The organism is Dolichospermum sp. UHCC 0352 (assembly GCF_009711925.1).
Taxonomy (GTDB): Bacteria; Cyanobacteriota; Cyanobacteriia; order Cyanobacteriales; family Nostocaceae; genus Dolichospermum; species Dolichospermum lemmermannii.
The window spans coordinates 1-1,137 of record NZ_VIKY01000174.1 but is presented as its reverse complement, the minus strand read 5'-3'; the positions used below and the strand labels follow the sequence as shown (position 1 = coordinate 1,137).

Below are 1,137 nucleotides of genomic sequence, written 5' to 3'. Positions count from 1 at the left end.
AATTAGGAGATAAGCAAGGTGCTATAGATGATTACAACCTAGCTATCAAGATTAATCCTAACGATGCCCTAGCCTACAGCATCCGGGGAAATGTCCGTAATGAATTAGGAGATAAGCAAGGAGCAATAGATGATTACACCCAAGCCATTAAGATTGACCCTAACTTAGCCCTAACCTACAGCATCCGGGGAAATGTCCGTAATGAATTAGGAGATAAGCAAGGTGCTATAGATGATTACAACCTAGCTATCAAGATTAATCCTAACTATGCCCTAGCCCACAGTAGGCGGGGATATGCTAAATATGAATTAGGAGATAAGCAAGGAGCAATAAATGATTACACCCAAGCCATTAAGATTGACCCTAACTTAGCCCTAGCCTACGGCAGGCGGGGAGGTGCTAAATATGAATTAGGAGATAAGCAAGGTGCAATAGATGATTACACCCTAGCTATCAAGATTAATCCTAACGATGCCCAAGCTTACGGCAACCGGGGAATTGCTAAATATGAATTAGGAGATAAGCAAGGAGCAATAGATGATTACACCCAAGCTATCAAGATTAATCCTAACAATGCCGATGCCTACTACAACCGGGGACTTGTCCGTAATGAATTAGGAAATAAGCAAGGAGCAATAGATGATTACAACCAAGCTATCAAGATTAATCCTAACTATGCCCAAGCCTACAACAACCGGGGAATTGTCCGTGCTGAATTAGGAGATAAGCCAGGAGCAATAGATGATTTCAACCAAGCTATCAAGATTAATCCTAACAATGCCCAAGCCTACGCCGGTCGGGGAATTGTCCGTGCTGAATTAGGAGATAAGCCAGGAGCAATAGATGATTTCAACCAAGCTATCAAGATTAATCCTAACAATGCCCAAGCCTACGCCGGTCGGGGAATTGTTTATTATCAACTTGGTGACAAACAAAAAGTCAGAGAAGACCTGCAACGAGCAGCGCAATTGTTCAAGGCTCAAGGGAATACTGCTCTTTATGAAAAAGCTATGGCTTTATTAAAAGGGTTGTAGGGAGTTTCTTTGGTGATGTTAATCCCTCGTTCCCTGGCTCTGCCGGGGAATGCCCACAGGAGGCTCTGCCTCCATTATATTCACTGTATTTGAGGCAGAGCCT

The 1,137-nt window shown here is 43.2% G+C and carries 1 pseudogene; it reads left to right on the top strand.

Going from position 1 to position 1,137, the window contains the following annotated elements:
- Nucleotides 1-1,034: pseudogene (locus FJR06_RS11910) on the top strand (tetratricopeptide repeat protein); the annotation flags it as partial.
- Nucleotides 1,035-1,137 lie beyond the last annotated feature (103 nt).